This window comes from Hymenobacter taeanensis (genome assembly GCF_013137895.1).
GTDB lineage: Bacteria > Bacteroidota > Bacteroidia > Cytophagales > Hymenobacteraceae > Hymenobacter > Hymenobacter taeanensis.
In genome coordinates this window covers 2,052,936-2,079,219 of record NZ_CP053538.1, presented here as the reverse complement: position 1 = coordinate 2,079,219, position 26,284 = coordinate 2,052,936, and the positions used below count along the sequence as shown (strand labels likewise).

The window sequence follows — 26,284 nt, the reverse complement described above, 5'->3', positions numbered from 1 at the left end:
GAAAGCCCCTAGACATCTGTTTCTAGGGGCTTTTTCGTGTCAGAACAATACGCTGTCTCTTAGGTCTGTTCATCGATGATACCCCGGAAATGACCTCTAGTGGAATTCTAAACTAAAGTTCTAAAACGAAGGCGGTGCCTTCTCCTAGCGTGGTATGCACTTTGATGCTGCCACCGTGCAGGTGCATAATCTGTTTGGCCAAACTAAGGCCAATGCCGGTGCCGCCGCTGCGGGTGGTAAAAAAGGGGATGAAGATACTCTCCAACACCTCCTCCGGTATGCCGGTGCCGTTATCGATTACTTCCAGCAGCACCCGGCCACTATCCTGATTCTGGGCTCGCAGAATAATGCGGGGGGAAAGCCGCTGGCGGAGGGCATACGCTGCGTTAAGCACAAGATTGATAAATACCTGCTCTAGCAGGCGCGCATCGGCCTGCACCTGCAGATCAGGCGGTGTTACGAGGGTTTGTAAGTCAATTCCGCCTTCTGCCAGTTGCGGGCCCATCAGCCGCCGCAGGTCATCGAACAACTCCTGCACGTACACGGTGGCAAGCACAGGCGCGCTGATAGTGCTGAAATCTCGATAGACCTGCGCAAATCGTAGTAGGCCTTCGCTACGGTTTTGGATGATACTAATGCCCTCCACGGCGTCAGCCAGCATAGGCTGGACTGCCGGTGCCTGCTCGCACTCGCGCGTTAGGTCGCGGCGGAGCGAGTCGGCTAGAGAGGCAATCGGAGCCACCGAATTCATGATTTCGTGGGTCATCACTCGCAGCAGCTTTTGCCAGGCTTCCGTCTCGTTTTCCTCCAGCGCGGTGCTCACGTTCTTGAAGGCCACAAGCGTGAATTCCCGGCTCTGCAGCCGGAAGCTGGTAGCCGAGAGCAGCAGCTGCATGGTTTTAGCCCCAACGCTGAGCTTAACGATGGTAGAAGCGCCCGGCTGCAGCCGCAGAATAGCGTCATAAAGCACCGGCAGGCGCTTTTGCAGCGTAGTCATACGCTTGAGGTAGGGTAACTCCAGCGTCCGTTTGAACGACTCATTAATGGACTCCACCTGGCCGTCGGCATCGTAGGCCACAATGCCCGTGTCGATGAGTTGTAATACGGTTTGCAGGTAAGTAAACTGCGCCTCGCGTTCAGCACTAAGCTGCCGGTAAGTGGCACTGAGCTCGTTAAAAGCCGCGTGCAGGGGCCGTAGGGCCCGGTTGGGGTGGGCTTCGTTGTAGTGCAGGGAGAAGTCGCGGTAGCGCACCGCCAGCAAAAAATCCGCCAGGGCCCGGGTGCCCCGGGTAACATGCTGGCCTAGCTCCCACACGCCTCCCGCCAGGAGCAAACCGGTCAGAGTCAGCAGGCCATAACTACTGTGCTCAAAAGCCCGCTCGGCCGCGTAAAGCAGGAGCAATAGCACGAAAAGCCGCAGCACAATACCGATTTCGAGCCGCTTAAAGGTCATGTTTTTCGAGGCGGCGGTACAGGGCCGTGCGGGTGAGGCCTAGCTCCTTGGCCGCTTTAGTGATGTTGCCGTGGTGCCGCTCAATCACGCGCAGAATCGTGCTTTTCTCGACTTCACTTAACTGCAACGGCCCCTCGTCTGACGCGGGCGATGCGGTAGTAGGAGCAGGGGCTTCCATCGCGGAGAAGTGGAAATCCTGCGGGTGCAGGGTGTCGCCTTCAGCCAGAATCACGGCCCGCTCTACGGTGTGCTGCAGCTCTCGCACATTGCCAGGCCAGCTATGCTGCCGCAGCTTCTGGAGGGTAGCCGGCGCAAATACAGGCGTAGGTTTGCGGTTGCGCGCGGCGTATAGGCCCGCAAAATGCCGGGCTAAAAGCAACACATCATCGCCCCGGTCCCGTAGGGGTGGCAGCGTAATCTCAACGGTGTTGAGGCGGTAGATGAGGTCTTTGCGGAAGGCGCGTTGGGCCGCTAGCTCGTAGAGCGGCGCGTTGGTGGCTGAAATGAGCCGGATATCAATGGGCTGGGGGGCGTTGCTGCCCAGCGGAATCACCTCGCGGTTTTGCAGGGCGGTGAGCAGCTTGGCCTGCTGCGCCAAGGAAATGTTGCCAATCTCATCCAGGAAGAGGGTGCCGCCCGAGGCGGCGGCAAACCGGCCCACCCGGTCCTCGCGAGCATCGGTGAAGGCCCCTTTTTTGTGTCCAAATAGTTCGCTTTCAAAAATACCTTCGCTCATGGCGGCCAAGTCGGCGGTGATGAAGGGCTGGGCGGCGCGGAACGACTTTTGGTGTAGGGCTTTGGCCACCAGCTCTTTGCCGGTGCCGTTTTCGCCTAGCAGCAGCACGTTTGCCTCGGTGGGCGCCACCTTCTCAACCTTGTGAAAGACCGCCTGCATGGCTTCCGATTCACCTAGTAGGGAGAACTCCGCCAGCGAGGCCGGGCGCCGGGTTGGGCTGGGGGTGGCGGCAGCTTTGCTGGTCTCCTTGGATTCGAGGGCCGCCGTAAGGGTTTCCAACAGCTGAGCGTTGTGCCAGGGCTTAACGAGGAAATCGGTGGCCCCGGCCTTAAGCGAGCGAACGGCCGTGTTGATTTCGCCGTGGGCGGTAATCATAATGACCGTGGCGGACGGGTCCTTCTCGCGAATGCGCCCAAGCCAGAAAAGCCCCTCGTTGCCGGTGCCGAGCGTGCTCTTGTAGTTCATGTCGAGGAAAATCGCGTCGAAATGCTGCTTACTCAGCAGGGAGAGTAGCAGTTCGGGGTTCTTTTCCGTCACTACCTCCTGCACCTCGGGCTTGAGCAGCATGCGCATGGCAAACAAGACATCCGTGTCATCATCAACCACCAAAACACGGGCTCTCTTTAAAATCATGAATACTACTAAAAAATACGTGAGGTCCGCAGCCACTACGGTGCGGAGCACCGAACCCAAGCCACAATTGTACTAGGTTCGAAAATACGCCTTTAAAGCTTCTAATGAAGGATTTGCGCCGTAGGCCACTGGCGGGGTGTATCGAAAGCGTACAGAGAGTGTATCAAAAGCGTACAGTTTTATTAGCTCTCAGCAAGGTTTATCATGCAATAAATTGATATACAAGTATTTATAAAATTGGCATTGTTCTGCATACGTGTTGGCAGGGACTTCTTCTTTAGGTCCCGCAAACGCTGCCCAGCTCATGGACGTCATCATTGAAAAGAAAACCTGGACCCCGGCGAGACTAATGCTGCTGGGTGCATTGGTGCTGGTAGTAGTAGCCGTAGCCGCCCTGTTGCTTACCTCGGCCGGACCCGCCAAGCTCACCATCGACCCCGACCGGGTGACCATGAGCACGGTCACGCGGGGGGCGTTTCAGGAGTTTGTGCCGGTAGATGGGCTAGTGATGCCCATTAAAACTATCTACCTAGACGCGCCCGAGGGCGGCACGGTGCAGCGCATTCTGGTGGAGGACGGGGCCACCCTGACGCCCGGTCAGCCCATCATTCAACTAGCTAACAGCGACCTGCAGCTGGAAATGGTGAACCGCGAAACGGCGGTGTTCGACCTGATGAATAACCTGCATAACACCCACAACCTGCTCCAGCAAAACCGCATTCAGCAGCTTAACCAGCAGGCCGAAATTGAAAATCAGCTCCGCGAGGCCAAACGCCTATATGAGCTGAACAAGAACCTCTATGAGTTGAAGGTCATTGCCCTTCAGGAGTATCGCCAGACCAAGAATGCCTATGACTACCAGCTGCGCCGCAAGCAGCTCAGTCGCCAGGCCCTGCGGCAGGATTCCCTGGCCATGCGGCAGCAAATCAACCAGATGCAGCAGTCAGTGAACCGCATGCAAAGCAACCTGGCCCTAATGCGCCGTAAGCTCGACGACCTCACCATTAAGGCGCCAGCAGCGGGCCGTCTCACCTCGCTTAGCGCCGAAATTGGGGAGCTGAAAACCCGAGGGCAGCGCATCGGTCAGCTCGACATGCTCACGGGCCTGAAGGTGCGCGCCACCCTCGATCAGTATTACATTTCGCGCATTTTTCCCGGCCAGAAGGGCGAGGTAACCGTGAACAATAAGACCTACGAGCTGAGTGTGAAGAAGATTTACACGCAGGTAACCCAGGGCGTGCAGGTAGACCTAGAGTTTACGGGCAGCGCGCCGCCGGACCTGCGCCGGGGCCAGACGGTGCCGGTCCGCCTGGCCCTGAGCGACCAAACCGTAGCCTTGCGCGTGCCCAAGGGCAGCTTCAACCAGAAAACCGGCGGCAATTGGATATTCAAATTGAGCGCCGATGGCACCAAAGCCTACAAAACGGAAATCCGTCTGGGCCGGCAAAACCCCGATTATTATGAAGTGCTCGACGGCCTGAAGCCGGGCGACCGGGTTATCACCTCCAGCTATGATGGCTACGAAAAAATGGGTGAGCTGGCGCTGAGCGCCAAGGCTCAGTAACCCGGCATAGAAGAACCTGCCGTGGAAGAAACATCCTGCGGAGCGCCGCCGAACCGGAGATTGGTGCCTACTGGCCTAGCTACCCCGAGTGGTGTGAGTGCGCTCGATTCGCTGCAACGAAGCGGTAGCCCTGGCCAGTTGCGCTCCGCGGGAAAGTTCTTTTCCTGAAAACCTACTCTCTGATTTTCTTCTCCTCTGCAAAAACCTCCCTCAGCATCCCGCACACAGCATTCCCATGATCAAGATCGAAAACCTCGAAAAGATTTACCGCACGGAAGAAGTGCAGACCAAGGCCCTGAACAACATTTCCTTGTCGGTGGGCGAGGGTGAGTTTGTGGCCATCATGGGGCCCAGCGGCTGCGGCAAGTCTACGCTGCTTAACATCCTGGGGCTGCTGGATGAGCCCGATGGTGGCAGCTTTGCTTTTGCCGGTACGGAAGTAGCCCACGCCCCGGAGCGCCGCCGCGCCGAGCTTCGCAAGAAGCACATCGGGTTTGTGTTTCAAAGCTTCAACCTGATTGAGGAGCTGACGGTGACCGAGAACGTGGAGCTGCCTCTCATCTACCTGGGCGTAGGGGCCGCTGAGCGCAAGGAAAAGGTAGCCAAGGTGCTGGAAAAGATGCAGATCATGCACCGCCGCAATCACTTTCCCCAGCAGCTTTCGGGCGGGCAGCAGCAGCGCGTGGCCGTGGCCCGCGCCGTGGTCAACGGCCCCCGCCTGATCCTGGCCGACGAACCCACCGGCAACCTCGATTCGAGCAATGGTAACGAGGTAATGGAGCTGCTTACCGAGCTAAATGAGGCGGGTACCACCATCGTTATGGTAACGCACTCAGAGCACGATGCCCGCTACGCCCACCGCGTAATTCGCCTGCTCGACGGGCAAGTGGTGCTGGAGAACGTGCACGCGTAGCGCCGCTCGTACGCCTCGGTTTTTCTGCTGCACTCCCTCCTACTTCGCCGCCCTCATGCTTCAGCACTCCCTCCTTCTGATTTACCGGAACTTCAAGCGGTTCAAAACAACCTTTTTTATCAATTTGGTTGGCTTGTCGGTGGGCCTGGCGGGGGCACTCATCATCTACCTGTGGGTGCACGATGAATGGAGCTTCGACCGGTACCACGCCACAAACGGGCGGCTGTTTCGGGTGCTGGAAAACCAGCGCACGGCCGAGGGCATCAACACCTATGGCACGGCGCCGCTGCTGGCCGAGGCACTGGCTGAGGAGATGCCCGAAATTCAGTACGCGGCTGCGGCCACCCCGCCCGATTTTTTCCCTGGGCTCACACTGGTGGCAAAGGGAAAAACCGTGCGGGCCGACGCAAAATTTGCCGGCAAAGACTTCTTCCGCATCTTCTCCTACAACCTGCAGCAGGGCGACGCCAGCCAGGTGCTGGCCAACAAAACCGCCGCGGTGCTCTCGCAGGAAATAGCGGCGGCGCTGTTCGGCACGGCGGCCAATGCCGTGGGCAAAACGGTAGAATGGCAACTGGCTGACCTCAAGCAAACTGTCGCCGTAACAGGCGTGTTCGGGCCTATTCCGGCCAATTCTACCGACCAGTTCGACGTGGTGCTCAGCTTCGATGCCTTTAAGGGCATCATGAAAATGGGGGAGTCAATTAAATGGGACCAGGATGGGCCGTTCAACACCTTCGTGGTGCTGCGCGAGGGCGCTGACGAAGCGCAGTTCCAAACCAAGATTGGCGGTCTGCTTCAGCGCAAGCTGGCCACGAACAAGGACCGGGCCCTGCTCATGCAGCCCTACGCTGATTTGTACCTCCACGGCGAGTACACCAACGGCGTACCGTTGGGCGGGCGGATTGAGTACGTGAAGCTTTTTTCGGCCATTGCGGTGTTTATTCTAGTCATTGCCGGCATCAATTTCATGAACCTGGCCACGGCCAAGGCCTCGCGCCGGCTAAAGGAAATTGGGGTGAAGAAAACGCTGGGCGCCGGCCGCTTCTCGCTGCTGGCGCACTACCTGACCGAATCGGTGCTCATGAGCTTCATCGCGCTGCTTATTGCGCTGGCGCTGGTAGAGTTGCTGCTGCCCCAGTTCAACGACATCACCGGCAAGCAACTTGCGCTGGTTTTTAAACCGCACTTGGTGTTTTCGGCGCTGGGAATTACGCTGATTACGGGGCTACTGGCAGGTAGTTACCCGGCCTTTTACCTCTCGGGGCTGCGGCCGGTGGAGGTGCTCAAAGGGCAACTCACCGGTTCGGCCGCCGACCTCTGGACGCGCAAAGGGCTAGTGGTTTTCCAGTTCATGCTCTCCGTGCTGTTCATCGTCTGCGTGTGGGTCATTCAGCGGCAGCTTGCCTTCGTCGAAAGCAAAGACCTGGGGTACAACCGCCGCGGTGTGGTGTCTTTTGAAGCGGCGGGCAAGGCGCAGCAGCAGCCCAAAGCGTTTCTGGCCGAGCTGAAGCGGCTGCCGGGCGTGGTAGATGCCTCCAGCATGTGGGGCTCGTTGGTGGGTACCTACGGCGCGGGGCGCCCGGTGGAATGGGAGGGCCGGAAGATTCTCGCCAACAACTTGGGCGTGAACTACGACATGCTCGAAACCCTAGGCATCACGCTGAAAGAAGGCCGCAGCTTTTCGCCTCAGTTCCGCACCGACAGCGCGCAAATTATCGTCAACGAAGCCTTGGTAACCAGCCTGGGTATACAAAACCCGGTGGGCCAGCTATTGGATAAACAACGGATTGTGGGCGTGGCGAGAAACTTTCACTACGAGTCGCTGCACGAGAAGGTGAAGCCCTTCATTTTTCGGCTGGAGCCGCTAACGGCCGGCACCATTCTGGTGCGGCTGGCACCGGGCCGGGAAAAGGAAACCATCGGCCGAGTCCAACAATTTTATGCCGCTTTCAACCCCGGCCAGACGCCTCTCACCTACCATTTTCTCGACGAAGACTATCAAGCCCAGTACGCTGCTGAGCGGCGCGTTGGGGCGCTGGCTCAGTACTTCGCCGGCCTAGCCATTCTTATTTCCTGCCTAGGCCTGTTCGGCCTAACGGCCTTCACGGCCGAGAAGCGCCGCAAGGAAATCGGCATCCGGAAGGTGCTCGGCGCCAGTGAGCTGAGCATCGTTTACCTGCTCTCCCGCGACCTAACTAAGCTGGTGGGGCTAGGGATTTTGCTGGCCCTGCCGCTGAGCTACCTAGTAGTGCGGCACTGGCTCGACAGCTTTGAGTACCGCATTACGCTACATGCGTGGTACTTCCTAGGCGCTGGCCTACTGGCCGTTACGGTGGCTTGGCTTACCATAAGTACTCAGGCCCTGCAGGCGGCCCGGCTTAACCCCACCCAAAGCTTACGCGACGAATAGCCACCAGCTGTTCTGCCATATCTCTGTTCGTTCCCTTTCTACTACTGGCTCGATCATGCTTAAGAACTACTTCCTCGTGGCCTACCGGAACCTCATCCGGCACAAAGGCTTCTCCTTCCTTAACATCGCCGGCCTGGCTCTAGGCCTAACGGCCTGCCTGCTCATTGGTCTGTTCGTGCACGACGAGCTGCAATTCGACAAGTTCGTGCCCCACGGGGAGCAGATTTACCGGGTCTACACCCAGCACACCAAGAGTGAGGCCTCCGAAATTCATAGCTCGGTGTCGCCCATGTTCGCTACCACGCTCAAGCAGGAGTTCCCCGAGGTGGAGCAAACTACGCGCATCCTGATGACCGGCACCAGCCTCAGCTTGTTGGAAGTGGGCGAGAAAAAGATTTACGTGGAGAACGGGCTTATCACGGATTCTACCTTCTTCAACATTTTCGAGTTGCCCTTCAAATACGGCTCGGCCGCGCATGCTCTGGATGCGCCCGAAGCAGTCGTGCTGGCTGAGGACGTGGCCAACAACTTCTTTGGGAATGTAAACCCGGTGGGCAAGGAGCTGAAGATCAATAAATCGAGCTTTCAGGTAACGGGTGTTCTGCGTGGGGGCCTATCCAAGTTTCACCTGAAAGCCAACTACCTGATTCCCATGGCCGCTGCCGAGCTGCCGGCGCAGCGGATGAAAAATTGGGGCTGGCAGCAGTTCTACACGTACGTAAAGCTGCGGCCCGGCACCAACGCCAAAGAAACCGAGGCCAAGCTGCAGGACTACCTCATGCAAAAGGTGCAGCCTACGCTCAGCGAAGACGACAAGATCACCTTTAAAACCTACTTGCAGCCTTTGCATACTGTGCACCTGTACTCTGCTGGCTTCAAGTACGACTCGGCTGTAACGGGCAACATTACTTACGTGAAAGCCCTGGGGTTTATTGCCGTATTTATCCTGCTGATTGCCGGATTCAACTTCGTGAACCTGGCTACGGCCAAATCTATGCAGCGGGCCAAGGAGGTGGGGATTCGCAAGACCATTGGCGCCAGCAAGCAGCAGTTGATGCTGCAGTTTCTGAGCGAGACGCTGCTACTCACGCTGGTAAGCGTGGTGCTGGCCACTGTACTCACCGCGCTGCTGCTGCCTTCCCTCAACTCTTTTACGGGCAAGAGTATGGAGTTCAACCTGCTCACCAACCCCGCTCTGCTAGCGCTGCTGGTTGTGCTGACGGTGGTGGTAGGCCTCTTGGCGGGTTTCTATCCGGCCCTGGTACTGTCTAGCTTCCAGCCGGTAAAAGTGCTGAAAAGCGCGGTCGTCACCGACGGCATTTTTGGGCGGGTGCAATGGCTCCGTCACGGGCTGATTGTGGTGCAGTTTGCCTTGTCGGTGTTCTTGATAGTGTGCGCTCTGGTGGTGTTCAAGCAGGTGTCTTATCTGCACAACAAAGACCTGGGGTTCAACCGCGACCAGATCATGTTCTTCCCCATGCGCGGCGACAACATGAACAAGCAGTATGAAGCGTTTAAAAACGAGCTTCAGCAAGTACCCGGCGTAGTGTCGGCGAGCATCGGCTACGGTTTCCCCGGCGACCAGGTGGCTGGCGACGGCATCATCGTACCCGGCAGCGGCGAGCGGAAAGAACATTCGGTCACCCAGCTCATGGTCGACTACGACTACCTCAGGACCCTAGGCCTACAGCTGGTTACGGGCCGCGACTTTACCAAGGAGCAGAGCACCGACAAAGACCACGCGTTTATTATCAATGAAACGGCGGTGAAAGAACTAGGCCTCGGTACGCCCCAGCAAGCCCTCGGCCGCAAGCTCGAGTGGAAGGTTTGGAACGACAAAAACCCCGATTCGCTGAAAGTAGGCCAGGTTATTGGCGTGGTGAAGGACTTCCACTACAAGAGCCTCTATGACCGGCTGGAACCGGCCGTGCTGCAGATCTTTCCCGACGCCTATTGGAAAGTAGCCGTGAAGATGAAGGGAAACAGCATTGGGAGCTCAGTTGACGGAGTAAAGCAGGTATGGGGCAAGTTCAGCCCCGAAAGCCCCATCGAATACCGGTTCCTGGACCAGAACTTCGACGACATGTATAAGGCCGAAGACAAGCTCAAGACCCTGCTCTGGATTTTCACGGGTGTGGCCATTTTCGTGGGCTGCCTCGGGCTGTTTGGCCTGGCTACTTACGCCGCCGAGCGTCGCAAAAAGGAAATCGGCATCCGGAAAGTCCTAGGAGCCAGTGTAGGCAACATTGTAAGCCTGCTGTCGAAGGAATTCCTGGTGTTGGTGCTGGTGGCGGCCCTCATTGCTTTCCCGGCAGCTTGGCTGGCCATGAGCCGGTGGCTGCAAGACTTTGCCTACCGCATTGATTTACCCCTGTGGGCTTTCGTAGCCGCAGGGCTGCTGGCCGCCGCCGTTGCCTTCCTGACCGTAGGGTACCAGGCCTTACGAGCTGCCACAGCTAACCCAGTCAACAACTTACGGTCAAACTAACTCGAGCTAGCAGTAGAGTTAACCACCTACTGCATTCTTTAGCGGGCCAAACACCCAACGTGTTTGGCGGCGGAAGTGGCTTGGGGCCGTGGCGGCGACTTCGGCGGCTTCTAGAGCGGCACCAGTAATAGCTGGAAGGCCTACAATACCACCTTAATTAAAAAAAAAGCCCCTGTATATATGTATTCAGGGGCTTTTCAATGCGTATTCGCCTACTTTTGCTTTGTAGCAAACATAACTGGACTTATCGGACTTTGGGGAAGTACGCTGAAGCTCCTATTCCAGCTTCTGGAAGCAATTTCCTGTCCAGACATAAAATGCAGGAGCTGGATAGACGGAGTTGACTAAATACGTGGCGTCCGCATCTTCTACATAATCCGTAATAAGCAGCCGACTTGTAAGGCGATACGACAGACCCTGTGCTGTTTCAGGGACATCATACACGCGTCCCGTTCGCTGATCCACCAGCACGGACTGTTGACACGTACTGCCACAGCCCCATGTAACTAGGCGGTAGTGACCCGCAAAATTCGCGGGCTGTTGCGCACCTTCCTTTATACGGGTGATGTGATGCTTTGCCGCCGGGTTAGTCCGAAAGTCAACTGGTAAAACTGGGCCTCGGAAGGACTTCGCAACAGGAAACTCGGTGAAAGTATGGCGGTAAGAGAAGGCCCTATAGACTGCAAATGAGCTCCGCCGTAGTGCCGTATCGCCTACCACGCTAATCGCTTCATTGTGGAAAAGAGTATCTAGACCACGCTGTACAGGCAGTGCTCGGTTGCCCGGCCGGAGAATAGTCGCATGATGCTGAGCAGGACCAAGTACCTCGTACTCGCTGTCTAGATAGAGCGTCACGTGGCGTGCTGGCATTCGCTTGCTACCACTCGCGGGTGGCAATGGGACAGTTGGGCCATTTTTAGGTTCGCACCCTGTGAGCCCACTCAATATGACCACGTACAATAAGGAAATCGTTCGGCTATCCATGAGTACCGATTTTGCTATTTTTTCAAGGATACAGGACGTGAAGTTCAATCTTTGTTTCTTGAAAAAGTTGCTTAACAAAATGTTAGTTATACCCCTTACCACGGAATAGCGACGGTTTTGGCTCTGCTGTTCATTGTCCAATCTTATGGTATTTTAGGTAGAATTACAGGTTTGATGTAGTTCCTCATCTCTCCAGAATATGCTCACTCGACTTCTTTATCTTCTGTCATTATTTGTTGGCGTGAGTGCTTGTAGGCAAGAGAAGCTAACTCGTTCGACCCGCATGGATGCATCCGCGGTTTTGAAGCACCCACAGGTTATCGCCGAGATACGTGCCTACATTCGGCGCAATCCGCACCCCCGGAAAGGACTTTACTACCTAGATGCCGTGCGCAAAGACGAGAATACGCACGTGAAACTCTCTTCGATGATTACAAAATCAGAAGTACACCTTTCACAGCCGTGGTGTGGTTTCATCAAGTTCGATCAGGAGTGGGTGCTGGTCAAAACAGACGACTGCCCCTTCCTCAAAAACATCGATTCGTTACTTGACCGGTATGCTGCTAGCCGAATCTATGATGATACTCGGAAACGCTACATTATCGATCCCCAAGGAGATACGCTTTTGGTTGTAGAGAACTTTTTTTACGACCCGGAAGTGGTTCGCATCGACCTCCACCGGGACACGGTCATGGCTATCCATCGTAATATGTAGTAAGAATGGGCAGGATTAGCATATCATGTAGAAAGGGGCATTTACGACAAAGTAAACAGCGGTTTCAATCCTTTATAAGGAATGATATGCGGCAGTTATCAGTCCTTATTCAATCACGAAATAACACAACGACAGCGCAGCATGCATATCCCATTGGCTCCTAGGTCTCTCAATGGTCACTCATCACGCTGGCTTGTATAGCCCCCAGAAGCCGGTTTCCTAAAACGGCCGTTAAGGCGCATCCTTCAACGGCCGTTTTAGGAAACATTCTCTAGCTTAACTGCACTGGTATCTCGCGCCGAAAAGTATAAGACGCGGGTAAATTTACGCTAACTAATTGCCTAACCGCACTCTTCTCCCCCTGCCACTATGGGCTGGCTCCGACGATTCTTTCGCTACCTCTTAGTGGAGCGTGGTAAACCACCTACGCCAGCGCAGCAATGCATCCAGTTTGTGCAAGAAAACTTACCAGTTGAGAACAGGGCGGAAGGCAAGATACTGGTCTACTACCTCGCTTCTGGAGCCTTAATGCGAGAACTCAAGGCCTATCTGCCTGACGCAAACCTGGAACATCTTACAGAGCGAGCCTACATTATGGCGTTTGGAGCCATTGATTCCGGAGGCCAGAAATACTTCTTCTACGAACATTGGTTTCACAACTACACTTTCGAGGCCAGTCCTTTATATGCCGTGGAAGAATGGCTCCCATTCAAACAGACTTTGATAGATATGGAAGCCGAGGAGCTGGTTAAGTATCCTGGTTTAGCGGCTAGAAAAGAAAGGAAGCTCCAGGAGTAACCTCATATCATAGTGCGAAGTACACGCCGCTACGGTTTCCACTACCTAATCGAACCGCTAGGCCTCTACTACTCCCGCGCCTGCTGGTACACGGGCAACTCATAGAACGGGCGCAATAGCTGCACTACATCCAGGGCATCAGCCAGGGCCTGGTGAGCCACGGTATCGTCCTCGAAGCCGGCGCGGGCCTTGCAGGTTTGCATGGTGGGCAGGCGGGTGTCTTTGCGCCAATTGAGGTAAAAAGCCGCGGGGTCGAGCATGGCGGGCTCAGCGCGTACCAACTGGCCATAACCCGGCAACTCTCGCAGAAAGCCCAGATCAAAGGAGGCAATGTTTTTGCCGGCCATCACTACGGCCACGCAATCGTGCTTGTCTAGCTTGAAGCCCTGGCCTAGCAGAAACTCTCGCAGCTGGGGCAGCAGTTCATCGGGCGTGCACAGCTCGGGGTTGGGCTCTTTGCGCGCCAGCTCCTGCAGCAAGCCCGCGTTCAGGGCCAGGGCGCCGGCCGTGCCCACATACTCGGGGTGGCGCACCACGCGCCGGAACTTGGGCAGCTCTGAGAGTGGCAGCAGCTTTTTGGTGTCTTCTACCACGGCCGCCAGCTCCAGAATCTGGTGGCGCTGGGGCTTGCCGCCGGTGGTTTCGAGGTCGAGGGAAATATAGCGCATCTAGGCCAGTACGCACAGGTAGCCGCGGGCGTTGGAACTGACCTGAACCTATGTTTTTACCACCATTCTACGTAGTGGCTTGTTGTTGTCTTCAGAAACCAGTGCTCCGATATTCCTCCGTAAGCTTCAATTGCCGCTGCTTACAATATCCCTCTTAGAGCTTGCCTCGTACCTTCGTGCATATGACGACTGAATCTGCCGCTGCCCGCCCCCATAAGCTTTTCCTGCTCGACGCTTTTGCCCTGATTTACCGCGCCCATTTTGCCTTCAGCAAGAATCCACGCGTAAACTCCAAGGGCCTGAACACCGGAGCCATTCTTGGGTTTACCAACACGCTGGTGGAGGTACTCCAGAAAGAAAAGCCTACTCACATTGGTGTAGCTTTCGATGCACAGAAAAAGACCTTCCGCCACGAGCAATTTGCCGACTACAAGGCTCAGCGCCAGGCCATGCCTGAGGATATTGGCCTAGCCATTCCGTACATCAAAAAAATCATCAAAGCCTTTAACATTCCCATTCTGATGGTAGATGGGTTTGAGGCCGATGATGTAATTGGCACCCTGGCCCAGCGGGCGGAGGCGCAGGGCTTTGGCGAGGTATTTATGATGACCCCCGACAAAGACTACTGCCAGCTCGTAACGGACTGCATCAAGATTTACCGGCCCGCCTTTATGGGCAATGCCGCTGAGGTGCTGGACGTGCAGCACGTGCTGCAGCGCTTTGAGGTAGAGCGCGTAGAGCAGGTAATTGACATTCTGGGCCTGCAGGGCGATGCCTCCGACAACATCCCGGGCATTCCGGGCATTGGCGAGAAAACGGCCAAGAAGCTGGTGCAGGAGTTTGGCTCGGTAGAAAACCTGATTGCCAACGTAGACCAGCTCAAAGGCAAGCTGCAGGAAAATGTGCGCAACTTTGCTGAGCAGGGCCTCATGAGCAAGGAGCTGGCCACCATTCACCTGACCGTACCTATTGAATTTCACGAGGAAAATCTACGCTTAGAAGAGCCTGATGCCGAGCAGCTGCGCCAGCTGTTTGATGAGCTGGAATTCCGGCAGCTAGCTGCTCGCGTGCTGGGCGGTGGCAGTCCTGCTGGCGTGAGCAGTACGGCTCCTCCTTCACGCGGCGCCCGGCGCCCCAAAGTGGCTGAAGGGCAGGGCAGCTTGTTTGGAGGCTCTTCTGATGCTGCCGTGGCTATTGGGGCGGAAGAAGGCATTACTGGCAGCTTCGGAGCCCCTGCCGGGCCCCGCCTCACGCTGGCCGACGTGCCGCACAACTATCACCTGATTGACACGCCCGAGCTGCGCAAATCCCTGCTGAAGTTTTTGCTGCAGCAAAAAGAAGTCAGCTTCGACACTGAAACTACTGGCCTAGACACCATGACGGCGCGCCTCGTAGGCCTGTCGTTCTGCTGGCTGCCCGGCGAGGCCTACTACGTGCCCGTACCCACCGACGACCAGAGCGCCGCCCAAGCCCTCGTGGATGAGTTCTGCCCCTTCTTTGAGGCGAAGGAGATTCTGAAAATCGGACAGAATATCAAGTATGACCTCACCATTCTCAAGCACTACAACGTGCAGGTGCACGGGCCGCTCTTTGATACCATGCTGGCCCACTACCTGCTGGAGCCCGACATGCGCCACAACATGGACGTGCTGGCCGAGACGTATCTGCACTACACGCCGGTGTCTATCATCTCCCTGATCGGCCCAAAAGGCAAGAACCAAAAAACTATGGCCGACCTGCCCCCGGCGGAGGTATCAGACTACGCCTGCGAAGACGCCGATGTAACGCTGCAGCTCAAGCACGTGTTTGAGCCCATGCTCAAGGAGGTGGGCCTTCTGGACCTGCTGAATGACGTGGAAAATCCACTGGTGCCCGTGCTGGCCGACATTGAGTACGAGGGCGTGAAGATTGACAGCAACGCCATGGGTGAGTACTCGGCGGAGCTGCAGGGCTACATTCAAGAGATTGAGCAGCAGATTTTCTCGGCGGCTGGCGAAGAGTTCAACATTGGCTCGCCGAAGCAGCTGGGCGAAGTACTCTTCGACCGCCTAGGCCTGGGTGGCGGTAAAATCAAGAAGACCAAAACCGGCCAGTACGCCACCGGCGAGGAAGTGCTCAGCACCCTGGCTGCCGACAACCCCATCGCGGGCCTGATTCTGGAACACCGCCAACTCACCAAGCTGCGCTCAACCTACGTAGAGGCGCTGCCCCAGCTGGTGTGTGAGCTCGATGGCCGCGTGCATACGTCCTTCAACCAGGCCGTAACCGCCACCGGCCGCCTCAGCAGCACCAACCCCAACCTTCAGAACATTCCTATCCGGACGGAGAAGGGCCGCGAGATTCGCAAAGCCTTCGTACCCCGCGACGACCAGCACGTGCTGCTGGCTGCCGACTACTCTCAGGTGGAGCTGCGCATCATGGCCGACTTCTCGGGCGATAAAACCATGATTGAAGCCTTCCGCCAGGGCCTCGATATTCATACTAGTACCGCCAGCAAGGTATTCCACGTGCCCCTGGATCAGGTGGATGGTGAAATGCGCCGCAAGGCCAAAACCGTAAACTTCGGTATCATCTACGGCATCTCGGCGTTTGGTCTGGCCCAGCGCATTGGCATCAGCCGCAAAGAGGCCACCGAGATTATTGACACCTACTTCCAGGAGTTTGCCTCAGTAAAGCAATTCATGGATGAAAGTATCAATAAGGCGCGCGAGCTGGAATATGCCACTACCCTGCTGGGCCGCCGCCGCTACCTGCGCGACATAAACTCTCGCAACGCCACCCTACGCGGCTACACGGAGCGCAACGCCATCAACGCCCCCATCCAAGGCACCGCCGCCGACATCATCAAGAAGGCTATGATTAACATTCATGAGTGGCTGATTGAGGAGAAGCTAGGCACCCGTATGATTTTGCAGGTGCACGACGAATTGGTGTTTGATGCTGTGCGGGAAGAGGTGGAGTACATTACGCCCAAAATCAAGGAGCTCATGACCCAGGCCCTGCTCCTGCCCCGCGGCGTACCGCTGGAAGTAGAAGTGGGCACCGGCAACAACTGGCTGCAGGCGCATTAGGCCACCGATACTACGCAGCACGCAACCGCCCGGCTTCTTACGCTACCAAGAAGCCGGGCGGTTATATGTGTGGGCAGCCTATTGAGAAGCCGTTTCATATAGGTAGTACGCCATTTATGGTGAACCGCTTAGAGAACTACTGTAGCCACGACCAAGGCACCCCGTGGCTGGTTGTATCCGGTTCAGAATTATCTGCGGTTGCTCTGAGCCAAAATATCTGGCGCTGCTACTTAGGCGTATACCCAACGGCTGAGCCAACCTTAGCGCCTTCTGTATGATAGAAAACACGCACACCACCACGCTCCAAAACGTAGCCCGCGGCCTGCTGGGCACTTTTATGGTAGTTGCCGGCACGGGGCACCTCACGTTTGCCCGGCAGGCGTTTCAGGCCCAGGTGCCCGATTTTGTACCGCTGGCCAAGGATACGGTAGTATTACAATCGGGAGTGGTAGAAATAGGCCTGGGCCTGGCGCTTTTATTCTGGAAGCCTCGGCGCGCTGAACTAGGCCTGGGGCTGGCAGTGTTCTATGCGCTGGTGTTTCCGGGCAACATCCATCAGTACACCCACCATATTTCCGCCTTCGGCCTCAATACCGACGCTAAGCGCTTAGGGCGGCTGTTCTTCCAACCGGTGCTCATGGCCTGGGCTTTATGGTCGACGGGTGCGCTGAGCGCGCTTAAACGCAAGGTGTAGCGCAGTAGTAGGTGCGCTGAGCGCAGCAAGTTTAAAACTCTCAGACTCTGAGTTGGTATTACAGCATATGACAACAGATTCTTCCTTCGACGTTGTAATAATTGGCGCGGGGCCAGTTGGGCTGGCGTGTGCCATTGAAGTGCAACGGCGTGGCTTCTCCGTAGTGGCCGTAGACAAAGGAGCCTTGGTAAACTCCATCATCGGCTACCCCACCAACATGGAGTTCTTCTCAACGCCGGAGCTCCTGGAGATTGGTGGCCACCCCTTCCCTACCAGCCACTACAAACCTCTGCGCGAAGATGGCCTCGATTATTACCGCCGCGTTGCGTTTGCCGAGAACATTCCGCTGCGCCTCTATGAGCGCGTAACTGGCCTGGAGGGTGGCCTGGGCCAGTATGAAGTGGTTACGGAGAAGGGCCGCATTGCTTGTCGCTACGTCATTATAGCTACGGGCTTTTATGATGTTCCGAACTACCTCAACGTACCCGGCGAGGACCAGCCCCACGTGAACCACTACTACAAAGAGCCATACGCCCACACCGGGCAGCATGTGGTGGTAGTGGGGGCCAAAAACTCTTCTGCCAAGGCCGCCCTGCAACTTTTGCGCGCCGGCGCCGATGTTACGATGGTAATTCGTGGGGCTGAAATCAGCCAGTCGGTGAAGTATTGGATTCGGCCTGATCTGCTAAACCGTATCAAGGAGGGCCGCATCAAAGCCCTTTTCAACACCACCATTCAGCGCATCACGCCGGAGGCCGTAGAAGTACAGACCCCTACTGGCCTAGAGTTGCTGCCTGCTGCCTACGTGTACGCCCTCACCGGCTACCACCCCGACTTCACGTTTCTGGCGGCGCTGGGCATCACCTGCGAACTGGACGCCGCCCAGACACCTACCCACAACGCTGAAACCTTAGAGACCAACCGCCCCGGCGTGTACCTCGCGGGCACTGTGTGCGGCGGCCTGAACACCAGCCGCTGGTTTATTGAGAATGGCCGCTACCACGCCCAGGTTATTGCCGCCCGCCTGGCCGGTGAGCAAGTACCGGATCTGCCGGAGGTATTGCAGCCGGTGCAGTTGAGTAAATAGCCGTATGCACTTGGCCTAGCAGCAATAAAAAAGGCCCTCCCCGAAACCGGGGAGGGCCTTTTTCTGACCTCAAAAGTCGGTTAGGGCAGCAATACGCCCCGGTATTGGTTGGGGTCGACTAGCTGGAGTGAGGAGCCATACTTGGCATTAATCACCTTAATCATCTCGTTGGCAATAGCAGCGTAGCCACGAGGCGTAGGATGTACCCCATCAAGCGAGAACAGGTTGCCGGAAATAAACGCGGCTGTATTCCGTACGCCGTTGGTAGCAAAGCCATTGTTGCTCACCGAGGTGAAGAAAACGTTAGCGTCGAAGATGGCCAGATTCTTCGCCAAAGCCTGCGTACGTAGTGCGTTGTTGAAGGCAGTGGTGGCAGTATTTACCTGGCCCTGCTCTACATCGTCAAGCACAAAAGCGCTCGGGAATGGGTTCTGAGCCGTTACACCCAGGGCCTGCAGCGTATCAATGCCGTAAGCTGCCAGGAAGAGGGGGAAACCAGCCGCTGGCTGACCCGACTGCGCGTACACAAAGCGCCATGGGCGCCCTGTGGGCCGGCCAATGAGGCTTACGAAGGGTGCGCCGGTGAGGGTAAACAGCTGGCGTCCGCCCGAGGCATCCCGGATATCGGTCGTAGCAATTTGCTTACGGTTAGTCGAGTTAGCCAAGCCAGCCGCAGCGCCCGTCTGAATAACGAGGCCGGGTACATTATTCGCTACCAATGTAGCCTTCAAGCGGGGGCCAACTGTAGTGAAGAAAGGAATACCCGTCACGTCCGGAATAGTAGACACTACACCTTTCGCGCCATTAGCGGTCAGCACGTTAATAATGCGCTGAGATTTCAGCGTGAACGTATCGGTGCGGGTAATAGTAGACGTGGTAGAAGCGCCACCCGAAGTAGCGAAGCCCAGCACGTCGTTGTTGCCAAGCCATGTGGTGAAGAACGTAGCTGTAGCAGCTTCAGCTTTTACCCGTTGGAAATAACTTACGTCACTTCCATCAGGTGTAATGCGCTCAAAATACGGATTGAACGTAGCTGCATTCAGCGGAGTGGTCTGAATATTACCAAACTTGGCTGTTTGTATATCTGCCAACCGAATACCAGGTACCCCCAAATTATTAATTGGACCTGTAAACTTGGTATATGGCGCCGATGCAGGTGAAGATGGAATACGACCGGCATTACCTGGTACAAAAGTGGTAATTGGCGAGCCGGTAGCATCAAAACCTGTGAGGCGCAGGAAGCCTGAGCCATTCTGCTGGTTGGCCTGGTTAAAGAGGGGCTGCACAAACTCGCCGCCGCCAGCCTGCTGGAACTGCTGCGCCAGAATGCTGGGGTACGAGTTCTGCTGACCCTCCAGGTACAGGCCATTGTCCATGAACCCCGCCGTTAGGGAGTTACCTACTGCGATATAGCGAGTAAAGTCGGCCGAGCCTTTATCAACCTTCGGAGCATCAATATCAGGCTGGCAACCTCCGAGCAGTAGTGCTCCTGCCGCCAGAAACGGGGTAGTATTTTTGAGGAATTTAGTGTTCATGAGAACGGAGAGCTTACAGAATTAGAAAGTGTAATTCAGGCCTATACCGGGCACCACGGCAACGGTCTTGTAGGTACCGGCTACGCGGTCCGTAGTGCCATTGTTAATCAGGTCGTTCTGCGTTTCCGTGCGCTTCTTCAGGTTCACGTACTGCGCGCTCAGGTCAACTCCGAAATGTTCACCAAATTTGTATGAAGCGCCGATAGTAGCCGTCCGACGGTCAGCATCGGGGGTTTCGGGCGTCACGAAACCGTCACGCACGGGCGAGTTGTCGTAAGCAGCGCCGGCGCGCACCGTCAGGCCGCTGGTCAGCTGGTACTGGCCCCCAATACGGAAGGTTAGGGCATCTTCGTAGTAGCGCTTAGAGCTGGAAGAGGTAGCACCGTTCACGGGCGCATCAAACGTGAAGTTGAGGGTCTCGTAAGCACTCCACTCAGTCCAGTTCACGTCGAAGCCCAGGGTCAGCTTCTCATTCGGCATCACCCCAATACCCACGCTGGCCGTAGCTGGCAGCGGCAGCGTAGCCCCAAACTTGGTAGCCTGGAAGCTGGCAGCAGCGGTATTCGACAGACCGGAGAAGGTCACGTCGCCGTTCTCTACTGTAGCGTTGATCTTCGAGCGGTAGTTCAGGCCCACGCTTAGCTTCTCCGAAGGCTTATACATTACGCCCACGTTGTAGCCAAATTTGGTCTTAGACTTGCCGTCAAGCTCAATGTGGCCGTACCCGCCGGAGGAGTTCTGCGCCGGAATATCACGCTGCAGGTTTACAGCGCCGTAGGCCAGTATCATAAGGCCCGCTCCTACGCTTACCTGATCCGTAATAGCATAGCTAACGGTAGGCTGCACATAGATTGATTTCAGGTCGATATCGGTGAGGGCAAAGCGTCCTTCCCACCCATCAGCGTACTTCAGCTGTGAGCCGAAGGGAGTGTATACCGCAACCCCTGCCCGGAACTTCCCTTCTGCCGGCCCAAAGCCCGCGTAGAGGTTAAACGGAGTGGAAGTAGTGTTTTGCAACTCTCGTTGCGCCCCACCAGCTTCAGCCCGGAATGCCTGACGCGCAATGGTAGCATTTACGCCTACCTGCACCCCACGGTCCTTCACCATAGCCAAGGCACCAGGGTTGTAGAACATAGCTGCCTGGTCGAGGGAGAGCCCCACACCTACACCGCCCATGCCGTTATTTTTCTGTCCGGCCAGTGTAACCTGGTAGCCACCCGCCGAGGCCGCCGTACCCGTGAGTAGCGCACCACCCACGAGGAGTAGAGATTTTAAAGTCATAAAATGGAATGAGTGAGAATTTTGGGGTTATGGCATTAAATGTAGGCAGAAAAAACATTCTGCTTAGTAGGCAAGCCGAGTAAATATTTATGCGGTGCAGCAACTCTCCGCAACCCAATCGGGCGCGGGCTACCTGACTTAGAGATAAATCTAGCTGCCAATTATACAAAAAGCCGTACCAAGCCCTTGGGCCCCTGTTTTTTAACGCCCGATAAATCCCTTATCCACTAAGCCGTCAGACTCCGGCGCATCTTGACTTCTGCGCGTAGCGTACCTTACTGAGGGGCTTCTTCTCGGCGGCTGACCGGCGCATTATCAGCCAGTACCTCGCGGGTTTTCAGGTTGAGGCGCTGCCCTGCCACAAGCAGGTTTACGCGCAGATTTTGCACGCTTATGGGCTCTCCGCGTCCAATTTGGCCCAGGTTGCTGCCTTTCGTGTGGCAGCCATCTATCATCACCACCACCCCATCCCCAAAAACTTCTACTTCCTGCCCACCCCGGATAATTACCCCGGTTTCTTCCGATAGGCCCAGGCCCAGGCACATAGAGTGCGCGGTTAAGGCGTGAGCCAGCCGCCCAAACCGGCCGCGTTCAATAAAGTGCTGGTCAATCAGAAGGCGAGGTAATAGGCCCAGGCCTGCCTTGGTCTCAATGCCTCCCTTGCGCACGGCCCGCCACCCGTAACCTTCCACCAACATACTATCAGGGAGGGCCGCGGCGCCGGCGCTGGTACCGGCTACAATAAAGGTGGCATCCTGCTGATACCGCTCACGCAGCACCTGCAGAAACTCCGTGTTGTGCAGAAAATCGGTGATGCGCTCCTGGTCGCCGCCGCTGAAAAATACCAAGCCTGCCCGGCGTATGCGGCGCAGGGCCGCGGGGGCATCGGCGCGGTAGTGCTCATTAATGGGTAAGTGCCGGGCGTTGCGGCAGCCCAAGTCGCGCAGAGCTTTCTCGTAAGCACCAGCTGCGCGCGAGGCGTCCCGGGAGGCCACCGTGATAATCTCAACGGGAGTATCAGAGGATGGGAGCAGGTCGCAGAGCAGCGCCAGCATGGCATCATCATCGCCGCCCCCAAGGGCAACGAGCGTACCAAGCGGCAAGACGGACGAGTGGGGCATAAGAATAGCGCGGCATGAGCGGGTGCCAAAAGTACGCACCCAGCCGACTCCTCAACTGCCTTGGGCAAAGGAAGGTTACGCCCACCCCGGGGGCTACCGGTCATCGAACTCCTATGGGAGCCGTTGCTGTTGTATTCTACCTGGCCTAGAGCTCGGCTATTATCGTACACTGCCTCAGGCCCGGAGCCGGATTTATTCTACCCGGCATTCTCCTAATCCGCCCCGGAAAGGCTACTTTTGCGCGCCGGTTCGGCTCTTGTCACCAATTCCCTCTGCCTAGCGAGACACACCCCCTCTTTTTTACATGAATCAGCACCCGACTCTCGAACACATTACGTCCCTGATTCAGGAGGGCGAGTTTTTTAAGCTCAAAGAACTCCTCAAAAATTTCGAACCGGCTGAGTTGGTCGAGCTGATTGAGGAGGAGGAGGAACGGGAGCAGCTGATTATTTTTCGGTTACTGCCGCTGAGCCTGGCCACTCAGGTATTCGAATACCTTGACCTCGACATCCAGAAGCACTTTCTGGCTAATCTCTCGCAGGATAAGATCTCGGACATTCTGAATGAGATGTCGCCCGACGACCGGACGGCGCTGTTGGAGTTCCTGCCCGATGATTTTGTAAAGGAGCTGATTCAGACCCTTTCTGAGCCAGAACGGCGCGTAACGCTGGAGTTGCTGGGCTACCCGGAGTACTCAGTCGGCCGCCTGATGACCCCCGACTACATTGCCATTCGGGAGAACTGGACGGTGCAGCAGGTGCTCGACTACATCCGGCGCCACGGGGGCCAGTCGGAAACGCTGAGCGTGCTTTACGTGACCGATGAGCGCGGCATTCTGATTGACGACATCGGAATTCGGGAGATTTTGCTGGCTGATCCGCAGAAGCGGGTGCGGGAGCTTATGGACAACCGCTACGTGTTTCTGAAGGCCATGCAGGACCAGGAGGAGGCTATTGAGGTCTTCCGTCGCAACGACCGGGTGGCCCTGCCCGTGGTGAATGACGAAGGCGTGCTGTTCGGCATCGTAACGATTGATGATATCCTCGATATCCGGGAAGAGGAAGACACCGAGGACATTCAGAAACTGGGTGGTTCAGAAGCGCTGGATGAGCCGTACCTAGATACGCCCATCTGGAAAATGGTGAAAAAACGGGCCGGCTGGCTCGTTATTCTGCTCCTGGGCGAGATGCTGACCACCTCGGCCATGCATCACTTTGAAGACGACCTGCAGAAGGCTGCCGTGTTGGGCCTGTTCATCCCGCTTATTATTTCAGCGGGCGGCAACGCGGGCTCCCAGGCCACTTCGCTCATCATCCGGGCCATGAGCCTAGGCGAGTTTACGCTCAGCGACTGGTGGATAGTCATGCGCCGGGAGATACTATCGGGTTTGGCGCTGGGAGGTATCCTGGGCGTGGTGGGCGCATTGCGCATTGTGCTGTGGGCCAACTTTATTGACCCTGGCTACTTCGGCCCCTACTGGCAGCTAATAGCGGTTACGGTTGGTTTCTCGCTGCTGGGCATTGTATTGTGGGGCGCCTTATCGGGCGCTATGCTCCCCATGCTGCTGCGGAAACTGGGCCTCGACCCGGCTACTTCGTCGGCTCCGTTTGTAGCAACCCTCGTTGACGTTACCGGCCTGATTATCTATTTCTCGGTGGCCACTTCCGTTCTGAGCGGTACCCTGCTGTAATACCCGTTACCATCAGGCGCATGGCAAACTGTTTTGGCCATTAGACCAAACAAGCGGAGGGCGTCTGCTTTCAGGATGCGCCATCATGGGTCACTTACACTTACTACCCAGGTGGGAGGCAACACTGTAAACCAGCTTACTGCCTACTTTATTGGAGTGCCGGCCTGATGTAGGCCGGCACTTTTTTGCTTGCTGACAATACACCGATAGCTTCGCTGCTGAGCGCCCTCTTCCTGCATATTATCGTCGGCACTAGAGCCGCCATATAGTACTGGCCACTAAGCACCTATCTATAAATATTTTCATGATACCTTTCAAAGTCCGCTCGCCGTGGGCCAGGGTAACGCTGTAACTCAATCCAAACTTCAACGTGGCTTTGCACCTATGCACCGCCCAGTTTTATCCCTTCACCAGTCATCAGCTAGTGGGCTTTGCTGGTCCGAAGGGCTTAACACGGAGCCTGGTTGCCTCATTCTAACTCGGCAAATGTGGCTTTTACCTTTTAAAGCTAACTCTCGATTTCAATGCGTATTGCCCATCTGATTACCGCTCATGCCAATCCCTCTCAGCTCCAGCGATTAATCGAGAGCCTTCAACATCCTGACGCTGATTTTTACCTCTGTATTGATGGTAAAGTAAGTCTTGAGCAATTTTTGCCGCTCACACGTTTGCCTCGTGTCACCTTGATCAGCCAGCGTATTCCTATTCATTGGGGAACGTATAGCATTGTGCAATCAACGTTGTTAGGGGTGCGCGAGATCCTCTTAACCCGGCAGCCTTATGACTACATTAATTTATTAAGTGGCAGTGATTACCCTCTAAAACCAACGGCTTCTATCCATGAGTATCTAGCAGCTCACCCCCGCACTGCGTTCATAAATCACCGTGCAATCTACACGCACTGGCCGGCTGCAGTGTACCGAATAGACCATTATGACTTAGGACATTACGCCATTCCATACAGAGAAACTTTTCAAGCCTTAATCAACCGAGCTCTGCCCAAGCGAACGTTGCCCAATAAGCTCGAGCCCTACGGTGGATCGGCATGGTTTACTATCCCACCTTTTTGTGCTCAGTATGTGCTGGAATACTTGGATAAACACCCAAGCGTACATCGTTTTTTTAAGTTTACGTGGGGCGCAGATGAGGTATTATTTCAGACGATTTTAGCTAACTCTCCTTTTCGAGAGTCAATGAATACTTCCGACCTACGTTACATTGATTGGTCAGAAGATGGTCCTAGCCCCAAGGTGTTGACTCTGGATGATGCCTTAGCGCTACAAACAACCGAGGCATTCTGGGCTCGCAAATTCCTGCCGGGCACTCCGGTGCTGGATTATCTAGATGAACTGCGCCAAGGAAAGTGACAAGTACAGCCTAAAAATCAACCCGGCCGCGGCTGGCTTTTTTGTCGCCGTGCTTTTTCTTGGATTCCAGCCGCTGGCGCACGGCACCTTTACTGGGCTTAGTGGCTTTGCGGGCTTTGGGTTTGTGCAGGGCTTTGCGCAGCGTGTCATGAAACTTCTGTAGGGCAATTTCCTTGTTGCGCAGTTGGCTGCGGTCTTCCTGGGCCGCAATTAGCAGCTCGCCTTCCGTGGTCAGCTTAGAGACCAGCTTTTGGAGCAGCACTTCCTTCTGCTCTTCGCTCAGCAGTTGCGAGGCCGGAATGTGAAAGCGTAGCTCTACCCGCGACTCTACTTTGTTCACGTTCTGGCCACCGGGGCCACTGCTGCGGCTGGTTTGAAAGTGTAGTTCCGGCAGAAAGGCATCAATGGGAGGAAGCATGAAACAGATTGCTACTTAACGTGGTTGGTGGTGCGCTGTGCGTGAGTTAGGCCCGTTCAGCATGCGAAATTCAGCATTTTCCAGAGGAGGCTGCCCAGTAGGCCAGTGCGCACCGTCCAAACCAGCGTCCGGATCCAGTTGGTGCGTACCAGGCCATCAATGGCCACGTAGTCGTAGCCTTGGGCGAGGCGGTTGTGAAAGGGCACTGAAATGAAGAAGGTGGCGGCCCAAATGAGTACCACCAAGCCCAACGCCCACCACACGCTCTGGCCTAGCGCCCGCCCCTGCCACGCCAGCCAGATAGCCAGCCCCAGCTCCAGCACCATGGGAGCTAGCACCACCCAGCTGATGCGGTTGGAATGCTGCTGATGAAACGCCGGAAACGTATCGCGGGCGGCTTGCGCAAAGCCCGGATACTGCACGAGCTGCACCGTCCAGATTACGCCGGTAAGATAGGTGGCCAGGGCAAAGTTGAGGAGTAACAGAAGCTTGAGCGGCATACAGGGTAAGGAGTTTTCAGGCTGAGCATTCAGGGCAGCAGGGCAGAGAGGAAGCGTTAGATATAACTTCTGGGCCACGCCGCTTCCTCTTTCTGGCGCTGCGCAGAATAAGAGTTCTGGACTGGCCTAGAGTAAGCAGCCCCAGCCCGGCAGTC

19 protein-coding genes are annotated in these 26,284 nt (G+C 56.1%); 11 read left to right on the top strand and 8 right to left on the bottom strand.

Annotated features, from left to right (window positions below):
* Positions 1-112: 112 nt before the first annotated feature.
* Together HMJ29_RS08855 and HMJ29_RS08850 are read right to left on the bottom strand one after the other, a co-directional pair.
* Positions 113-1,453: a sensor histidine kinase gene (locus HMJ29_RS08855; RefSeq protein WP_171591136.1), complete on the bottom strand. Its 1,341-nt coding sequence runs from the start codon at positions 1,451-1,453 to the stop codon at positions 113-115.
* Positions 1,443-2,822 (bottom strand): sigma-54-dependent transcriptional regulator, encoded by a 1,380-nt coding sequence (locus HMJ29_RS08850; RefSeq protein ID WP_171591135.1) that lies wholly within the window; start codon positions 2,820-2,822, stop codon positions 1,443-1,445. The genes HMJ29_RS08855 and HMJ29_RS08850 overlap by 11 nt, the downstream gene beginning before the upstream one ends.
* Before the next feature lie 304 nt (positions 2,823-3,126).
* Between HMJ29_RS08850 and HMJ29_RS08845 the strand changes: the two genes are divergently transcribed.
* The 6 genes from HMJ29_RS08845 to HMJ29_RS08820 all read left to right on the top strand — a co-directional run bounded on the left by HMJ29_RS08845 (position 3,127) and on the right by HMJ29_RS08820 (position 12,697).
* Positions 3,127-4,386, top strand: coding sequence for an efflux RND transporter periplasmic adaptor subunit (locus HMJ29_RS08845; protein WP_171591134.1), 1,260 nt, complete (start codon positions 3,127-3,129; stop codon positions 4,384-4,386).
* 235 nt (positions 4,387-4,621) lie between these two features.
* On the top strand, positions 4,622-5,299 hold the full coding sequence (locus tag HMJ29_RS08840; RefSeq protein ID WP_171591133.1) for an ABC transporter ATP-binding protein: 678 nt from the start codon (positions 4,622-4,624) through the stop codon (positions 5,297-5,299).
* A 55-nt stretch (positions 5,300-5,354) separates the two neighbouring features.
* The gene (locus tag HMJ29_RS08835) at positions 5,355-7,712 is read left to right on the top strand and encodes an ABC transporter permease (protein ID WP_171591132.1); all 2,358 of its coding nucleotides are present in this window, start codon (positions 5,355-5,357) and stop codon (positions 7,710-7,712) included.
* Positions 7,713-7,767: 55 nt separating this feature from the next.
* Positions 7,768-10,200 (top strand): ABC transporter permease, encoded by a 2,433-nt coding sequence (locus tag HMJ29_RS08830; protein ID WP_171591131.1) that lies wholly within the window; start codon positions 7,768-7,770, stop codon positions 10,198-10,200.
* A 1,183-nt stretch (positions 10,201-11,383) separates the two neighbouring features.
* Positions 11,384-11,899, top strand: coding sequence for a hypothetical protein (locus HMJ29_RS08825; RefSeq protein ID WP_171591130.1), 516 nt, complete (start codon positions 11,384-11,386; stop codon positions 11,897-11,899).
* 369 nt (positions 11,900-12,268) lie between these two features.
* Positions 12,269-12,697, top strand: a complete 429-nt coding sequence (locus tag HMJ29_RS08820; RefSeq protein ID WP_171591129.1) for a hypothetical protein — start codon at positions 12,269-12,271, stop codon at positions 12,695-12,697.
* 68 nt (positions 12,698-12,765) lie between these two features.
* Here the strand turns inward: HMJ29_RS08820 and HMJ29_RS08815 are convergent, their stop codons facing one another.
* Positions 12,766-13,365: a 3'-5' exonuclease gene (locus HMJ29_RS08815; RefSeq protein ID WP_171591128.1), complete on the bottom strand. Its 600-nt coding sequence runs from the start codon at positions 13,363-13,365 to the stop codon at positions 12,766-12,768.
* Positions 13,366-13,547: 182 nt separating this feature from the next.
* Here HMJ29_RS08815 and polA point away from each other — a divergent pair, with 182 nt between their 5' ends.
* The 3 genes from polA to HMJ29_RS08800 all read left to right on the top strand — a co-directional run bounded on the left by polA (position 13,548) and on the right by HMJ29_RS08800 (position 18,217).
* Positions 13,548-16,436 carry a DNA polymerase I gene (gene polA, locus HMJ29_RS08810; RefSeq protein ID WP_171591127.1) on the top strand — a complete coding sequence of 963 codons (2,889 nt, stop codon included), beginning with the start codon at positions 13,548-13,550 and terminating at the stop codon, positions 16,434-16,436.
* 274 nt (positions 16,437-16,710) lie between these two features.
* Positions 16,711-17,130 (top strand): DoxX family protein, encoded by a 420-nt coding sequence (locus tag HMJ29_RS08805; protein ID WP_171591126.1) that lies wholly within the window; start codon positions 16,711-16,713, stop codon positions 17,128-17,130.
* A gap of 67 nt (positions 17,131-17,197) precedes the next feature.
* Positions 17,198-18,217 (top strand): YpdA family putative bacillithiol disulfide reductase, encoded by a 1,020-nt coding sequence (locus HMJ29_RS08800; RefSeq protein WP_171591125.1) that lies wholly within the window; start codon positions 17,198-17,200, stop codon positions 18,215-18,217.
* Positions 18,218-18,297: 80 nt separating this feature from the next.
* On the opposite strand, the gene HMJ29_RS08795 is transcribed toward HMJ29_RS08800, so the two are convergent.
* The 3 genes from HMJ29_RS08795 to HMJ29_RS08785 form a co-directional block, all read right to left on the bottom strand.
* Positions 18,298-19,752: a hypothetical protein gene (locus HMJ29_RS08795; RefSeq protein WP_171591124.1), complete on the bottom strand. Its 1,455-nt coding sequence runs from the start codon at positions 19,750-19,752 to the stop codon at positions 18,298-18,300.
* 21 nt (positions 19,753-19,773) lie between these two features.
* Positions 19,774-21,033 carry an OmpP1/FadL family transporter gene (locus HMJ29_RS08790; RefSeq protein WP_171591123.1) on the bottom strand — a complete coding sequence of 420 codons (1,260 nt, stop codon included), beginning with the start codon at positions 21,031-21,033 and terminating at the stop codon, positions 19,774-19,776.
* A gap of 275 nt (positions 21,034-21,308) precedes the next feature.
* A complete protein-coding gene (locus tag HMJ29_RS08785) occupies positions 21,309-22,154 on the bottom strand; it encodes a cyanophycinase (RefSeq protein WP_171591122.1) in 846 nt (281 codons plus the stop codon).
* Positions 22,155-22,458: 304 nt separating this feature from the next.
* On the opposite strand from HMJ29_RS08785, the gene mgtE reads away from it, so the two are divergent.
* Both mgtE and HMJ29_RS08775 read left to right on the top strand, forming a co-directional pair.
* A complete protein-coding gene (gene mgtE, locus HMJ29_RS08780) occupies positions 22,459-23,844 on the top strand; it encodes a magnesium transporter (protein WP_171591121.1) in 1,386 nt (461 codons plus the stop codon).
* A gap of 524 nt (positions 23,845-24,368) precedes the next feature.
* Positions 24,369-25,211, top strand: coding sequence for a beta-1,6-N-acetylglucosaminyltransferase (locus tag HMJ29_RS08775; RefSeq protein ID WP_171591120.1), 843 nt, complete (start codon positions 24,369-24,371; stop codon positions 25,209-25,211).
* A 10-nt stretch (positions 25,212-25,221) separates the two neighbouring features.
* On the opposite strand, the gene arfB is transcribed toward HMJ29_RS08775, so the two are convergent.
* Positions 25,222-25,629: an alternative ribosome rescue aminoacyl-tRNA hydrolase ArfB gene (gene arfB, locus HMJ29_RS08770; protein WP_171591119.1), complete on the bottom strand. Its 408-nt coding sequence runs from the start codon at positions 25,627-25,629 to the stop codon at positions 25,222-25,224.
* Between the two features lie 56 nt (positions 25,630-25,685).
* Positions 25,686-26,129 carry a hypothetical protein gene (locus HMJ29_RS08765; RefSeq protein ID WP_171591118.1) on the bottom strand — a complete coding sequence of 148 codons (444 nt, stop codon included), beginning with the start codon at positions 26,127-26,129 and terminating at the stop codon, positions 25,686-25,688.
* Positions 26,130-26,284 lie beyond the last annotated feature (155 nt).